Source organism: Nitrococcus sp., assembly GCF_059432795.1.
In genome coordinates this window covers 1-5,402 of sequence record NZ_JBXWZQ010000019.1, presented here as the reverse complement: position 1 = coordinate 5,402, position 5,402 = coordinate 1, and the positions used below count along the sequence as shown (strand labels likewise).

Here is a 5,402-nt window from a genome sequence, read left to right as displayed (position 1 = left end):
CATACTCACCTCCATTTCGCTGCTCGATTCGGATGGGCGATATCTGCATATCGGGGTGGCGCCGAACGTCCCCGAAGCAATCAAACAGGCCATCGACGGACTCGCCATCGGCCCGGGCGCGGCTTCGTGCGGCACGGCGGCCCATGCGCGCAAACCCGTGTATGTCTCGGATATTGCTACGGATCCCCTTTGGGACCACTACCGCGATCTGGCATTGTCGCATGACGTGCGGGCTTGCTGGTCGACCCCCATCGTCTCGGCAAGCGGCGAGATATTCGGAACGTTTGCCATGTTCTCTCGCGAGGCTCGCCAACCGACCCCGGCGGAGCGGGAGTTGGCAGGCATTGCCACGGACTCGGCTTCGCTGGTCATCGAACGCAAGCGCGCGGAGCAGCGGCTGCGCGACAGCGAGGAAAGGTACCGTCGGTTGGTCGACCTTCTGCCGGTCGCGGTCTACGCCTGCGACGCGCAATCGGGGGAAATCACGTTTTTCAACGACTATGCGGTCGATATCTGGGGGCGTGCTCCCGAGATCGGCGATGCCCATGAGCAGTTTTGCCGATCATTCAAGCTTTGGTGGCCGGACGGCACTCCGTTACCTCAAACCGAGACACCTATGACGCTTGCGCTCCAGGAAGGCCGCGGGGTTCGCAATCGGGATCTCGTCCTGGAGCGTTCCGACGGCACGCGCGTCAATGTGCTCGTCAACGTCGACCCGATTGCCGATGAGAATGGTCGGCTGGACAGCGCCATTACCGGGTTCATCGACATCACGCAAAACAAACAAGCGGAACAGCTTTTGGTGGAGCAGCAGAAGCTGCTGGAGATGATCGCCGTCGGTGTCTCGCTCAATGATTGCCTCCTTGCGTTGTGCGAGGCGGTTCCGCGGCTCAATCCGGATGCCCAAGCCAGTATCCTGCTCGCGAGCGAATGCGGGAGGTTTTTCTCCGATTCGGTCAATCCAAGGCCGGATCTGCGGCCCTCGTTCGCGGAGATGATCAAGGCGCTCGCCATCGGCGAGTCGGGGATTTCCAGCCAACCGGTGGTCTGTTCCGATATCGCCAATGATGCGTCCTGGCCGTCGCAGTGGCGCGAAAACTGTGTCGCGCGCGACCTCCTGGCCTGTTATTGCTCGCCCATCCCCGGTATCGAGGGCCAGTTTTTGGGATCGTTCGTGCTCTGCTTCGATCGCCCGCACGTGCCCAGTGAATGGGAGCAACGCTTGGCGGAGTTCGGCACGCACATCGCGAGCATCGCCCTCGAGCGTGACCAGTCGAGCCAGACGCTGCGTGAGAGCGAGAGTCACCTGCGCGCGTTGAGCCAGACGCTCGAGCGACGCGTGGAGATTCGTACGGCCGAGTTGCGCCAGCAGACCGGGCGGTTACGGCGTCTGGCAAGGGAGCTGACCTCGGCGGAGCAGCGCGAGCGCAGGCGTTTGGCGGCCATTCTCCATGACGGTTTGCAGCAGCTTCTCGTCGCGGTCAAGATACGCATCGGCCAGGCTCGTTCGCAGGCGCTCGATGCGGCGACGGCCGCGACGCTCGAGGGCGTGAGTGACATGGTCGATCAGGCGGTGGATTCATCACGCGATCTCACCCGCCAACTGCGCCCTCCGGTGCTCTACGAAAGCGGTTTGATGTCGGCGCTGCGGTGGTTGGTAGCGGAGCTGTACAGGCTGCATAGCTTGCGCGTCACCATCGACGGGGAAGAAACAATCTTTCCCTTGGATGACGACACCAAGGCGCTGCTGTTCGAAACCGTCCGTGAGCTATTGTTCAATGTCGTCAAGCACGCGGGCGTCAACGAAGCGCGTGTGCGCGTACGGCAAACCGGACAGCGATTGCACGTTGCCGTGGAGGACACGGGAGCGGGCTTCGATGTCGATGCCGTTGCCTGGGAGCACGACCCCAAACAGCCGGGGATCGGCCTTTTCAGCGTCCGCGAGCGTCTCGCCGCACTCGGAGGAGACGTTACGCTGAATTCGGTAGCGGGAGAGGGGACATGTATCGAGCTGCGGGTTCCGCTCGCCGAAGTCGCCGAGGACGCCCCCAGAGCGCTTCATACGGAACTATACAGCCCGGGGGCAGCTCGCCCCCCATTGGAAACCGGTGCGCCGGATGCGGGTCGTCAGGTGCGCATACTCGTCGTTGACGACCATCCCATCGTGCGGGAAGGAATCACTAACGTGCTGACCGGCGATGCCCGTTTGGCGGTGATCGGGGAGGCCGCCGACGGCGTGGATGCGATAGCGGCCGTGGAGCATCATCACCCGGATGTCGTGCTCATCGACGTCAACATGCCCCGCATGAACGGTGTGGAGGCGACCCGGGAGATCCGCGGTCGCTGGCCCGACGTGCGCATCGTGGCGTTATCGGTCGACGACAATGAGGCGATGGTGAGGGCGATGATCAATGCCGGAGCGGCCGTGTTCGTTTCCAAATCCGACGACGCCGAGCAGATGATCGACGCGGTTTTGACGGCGGCCCAAGGGCAGTGACCCCTGCCGCTGATTCCCGCAGACGCACGCCGGGGTGCGGCCACGTGCTCCTTGCGCCGAGGTCGTGCGCGCTGCCGTTCAGCGAGGCTTTTGTGACGAGGGCGCCACATCCTGGCGGTGGCGAAGCTGAGCGGATAGAACCGCTTTTTCTTGCAGCAGACCCATGTTCTCCAGAGTCAGAGTCCCGAGCCGTTGTTCCATTCCTTCGAGTTGCTCGCGCAATAGCGCGCGTTCCTTGTCCGTCGCTGCAAGCGTGCTGGCGCAGTCCGCCCGGGCGTCCCTCGCCGCCAAATGAAGTTGCTCGAGTTCACGATAACGCTGAGTGAGCTCCGTAAGCTGGCAGACGGCTTGATCGTGCCGAGCGTGCGCATTTGCCAGAGCGTCCTCGCTCCTTTCGATGACCTGTTTCAGGCGCTCAGTTTCGTCGCTGCGATGCTGAACCTCAGACTGCGCCTCGCTCAATAGCGCTTGCTGCGCGAGCACCTGTTGCCGGTATTGGTCCAACTCCCGCTCCAAGCGTTGCTGACAGCGCTGCGCGTCCTCTTTTTCTTGCATGCGTTGCCGCGCCATCGCTTCTTGGTAATGTTCGAATTGCCCGCGCGCCTGGGTCAATTGGCTTGCTAGCGTGGCCGACTCGGCGGAGCGTTCGCCAAGGCGTTGCTCGAGTCCCGTGTTCTCGCTGCGCAGGCCCGCCAATGTGACCGCCTGGTTCTGGCGTATGGCCTCAAGCTGCTGAATCGCGAGCAACGCCGCTTCCAGGGATTGCGTCTCGCGCTCGTATTGCTCGCAGAGCGCGGCGTGTGCGTCCTGTAAGGAGCGCAAGCGCTCCTGTATGGCATGCAATTCCGTTTCATGGGCCTGCTGCTGTTGCTCGCGCTCCAGGGCGGCTTCCGCCTGTACTCTCTCGTATAGCCCCTTCACGGCCTGTACGAGCTCGCCCGGTAGCCCCGCATCCGCCTCTGCCAGGGTTTCGGCGTGCTCCGCCTTCCAGCGCTTGAGCAAGGGCGCGATGGTGCTCTTGCTTCCGGTCCCGCCAAGCGCGTCACGAATGCCGTCGACGGTTGGACTACGGCCTTCGCCCGCCAGTCGAGCGGCGGCCTGTGCAACCTGGAAGTAGGTAACCCCGGAACGCGCCATCCCGCACCTCTGGATAATAAAGTAATAAATAACGTAACACGTAATAGTACGATAATGGTATATGAAGAAGACGGTAATTTAGGTTGTTATCTAACTAGCGATAAAGTAAATTATCGTCAGTCACGACGATCCAGTGACGCAAAATATGCGACGCTTGGTACGAAATCCCGCCAACGAGCGATTGCACACATGACAGAAGAAAAGCGCCTGGAGACCGGCGTCGTTTCTCGAAGCCGTGGGGCGCTACGAAACCGTACCGCCAGTACACTTGCGACACCCGAGGAATTGACGCGCCAGCATGAGCGTTTTCTCGCCGCCGCCACCGCCGATAACACGCGCCGCGCCTACCGTTCGGCCATTCGCCATTTTCTGGCGTGGGGCGGCTCGCTGCCGTGCGAGGAAGCGACGGTGGTGCGCTATCTGCTGGGCTTCGCCGACGGCCTGAATCCGCGCACGCTCGGTCTGCGCCTTGCCGCGCTGTCGCAATGGCATCGTTTCCAGGGCTTTGCCGACCCGACGGTAACGCCCACCGTGCGCAAGACCCTGCGCGGCATCGAGCGTGTGCACGGCCGGCCGCGGCAGAAGGCGAAGGCGTTGTCCGTGGAGGATCTGGAGCGGATCGTCACGGTCTTGGCCGGGCGGGGGACGCCGGCCGCGCTACGCGATAACGCGCTGTTGCAAATTGGGTTTTTCGGCGCATTCCGGCGCCAGGAGCTGGTCGGGCTGTGCGTCGAGGATCTCTGCTGGGAGCCGCAGGGTCTGCGGATCACATTGCCACGCTCGAAAACCGACCAGACCGGTCAGGGCGTTGCGAGAGCGATTCCCTATGGCGAGGGCATTTGTTGCCCGGCGACGATCCTGCAGCGCTGGCTGAGCCTTGCCGCCATCGAGCACGGCCCGTTGTTTCGCCGGATCAACCGTTGGGGCGCGATCGGAGCAGCGGCCCTAAGCGCGGGCAGCGTCAATGCCATCCTTGTCGCTCGTGCCGCGCAAGCCGGTTTGCCTTACGCGGGACAACTGAGCAGCCACAGCCTGCGCCGCGGCCTGGCAACCAGCGCCCACCGCGCCGGCGCCGAGTTTCTGGACATCAAACGCCAAGGCGGCTGGCGGCACGACACCACCGTACAGGGCTATGTCGAAGAAGCCGCTGCTTTTGAAGCCAACGCCGCCGGCAAGCTCTTGAAACGCAGAGACATATGACGAGGATCGCTGCCGCGCCCACCGCGGCGCCGGTGCCCATACATGGCTCTTCCCGGCGCAACCTCGCCGTCTCCGTGCTGCGCCTCGCCGGTGCCCGCCCGCTACATCTCCTCCGCCGTGCCTCCCTACGCCCACGCCGACGATTCCCTGACGAGGCCTTGGAGCGTGTTGTGCCACGCCTTGTAGCGCGATACGTTACGCGCTACACTTTTCCGGTGATTGTAAGCTTCCGACATACAGGGGTGCGATCGCTGTACTTGAAGGGAAACGCGGCAGGTGTACCGCCGGAGCAGGTCAAGCGGCTGCGCCGGATCTTAGCCGTGCTTGATAACGCGACAAGCCCCGCCGATTTCCAAGGCCTGCCAGGGCTACGAGCGCACCCGCTCAAGGGCGAGCGTCAAGGATATTGGGCAGTGGCAGTCAGCGGCAATTGGAGAGTGGTATTTCGCTTCGAGGGCGAAGATGTGTCGGATGTCGATTTGGTGGACTATCACTAGCGAGGTTTAGCCATGATGCACAATCCCCCACACCCCGGCGAAATTTTGCGCGAAGAAGTGCTGGCGCCTCT

At 62.8% G+C, this 5,402-nt stretch carries 4 protein-coding genes; 3 read left to right on the top strand and 1 reads right to left on the bottom strand.

The features are described 5' to 3' along the window. Positions 1-2,497, top strand: a 2,497-nt coding sequence (locus tag AC52Q4_RS01920; RefSeq protein WP_495535113.1) for a response regulator, incomplete at its 5' end; no start/stop codon positions are given. A gap of 78 nt (positions 2,498-2,575) precedes the next feature. Here AC52Q4_RS01920 and AC52Q4_RS01915 read toward each other — a convergent pair. Then, positions 2,576-3,634 (bottom strand): DNA-binding protein, encoded by a 1,059-nt coding sequence (locus AC52Q4_RS01915; protein ID WP_495535112.1) that lies wholly within the window; start codon positions 3,632-3,634, stop codon positions 2,576-2,578. Between the two features lie 189 nt (positions 3,635-3,823). Between AC52Q4_RS01915 and AC52Q4_RS01910 the strand changes: the two genes are divergently transcribed. Both AC52Q4_RS01910 and AC52Q4_RS01905 read left to right on the top strand, forming a co-directional pair. After that, positions 3,824-4,834 (top strand): tyrosine-type recombinase/integrase, encoded by a 1,011-nt coding sequence (locus tag AC52Q4_RS01910; RefSeq protein ID WP_495535111.1) that lies wholly within the window; start codon positions 3,824-3,826, stop codon positions 4,832-4,834. Further along, the gene (locus AC52Q4_RS01905; protein WP_495535110.1) at positions 4,831-5,331 is read left to right on the top strand and encodes a type II toxin-antitoxin system RelE/ParE family toxin; all 501 of its coding nucleotides are present in this window, start codon (positions 4,831-4,833) and stop codon (positions 5,329-5,331) included. Before AC52Q4_RS01910 ends, AC52Q4_RS01905 begins: the two co-directional genes overlap by 4 nt. Positions 5,332-5,402: the final 71 nt, after the last annotated feature.